Annotated in this window: 1 protein-coding gene; it reads left to right on the top strand. The window is 37.0% G+C overall.

Going from position 1 to position 335, the window contains the following annotated elements; translation table 11 throughout:
• Positions 1–335 (top strand): DUF5712 family protein (locus HC176_RS18235; RefSeq protein ID WP_245234963.1); only part of this gene is annotated, 335 nt, incomplete at both ends.

Raw genomic sequence — 335 nt, 5'->3', positions numbered from 1 at the left:
TCAGCGGATTTTGTGGGCTATCTGGAGAAGGAAAACCAGGATCTCGAACAGGGATCTATGGAACATTTTTTCAATCAATATGATGATGAAATATCAGCGAATGAAGTTGTAAATGCAATTGATGGGAATGGTGCCAAACTGAAAAAGACCGAACCGAAATTCTATTCGATTACGGTCAACCCTTCCAAATACGAATTAAACCGGTTACAGAACAATAGCGAAGATCTAAAAAGATACACCCGTTACCTCATGAAAGACTATGTCGCATCTTTCAATCGTGAAATCAACGGAAGACCAATTACTATCGATGATATAAAATATTATGCAAAAATAGA

It is taken from the genome of Tamlana crocina (genome assembly GCF_012037625.1).
The sequence above is the reverse complement of the archived record's forward strand: the minus strand, read 5'-3'. Positions and strand labels throughout refer to the sequence as shown.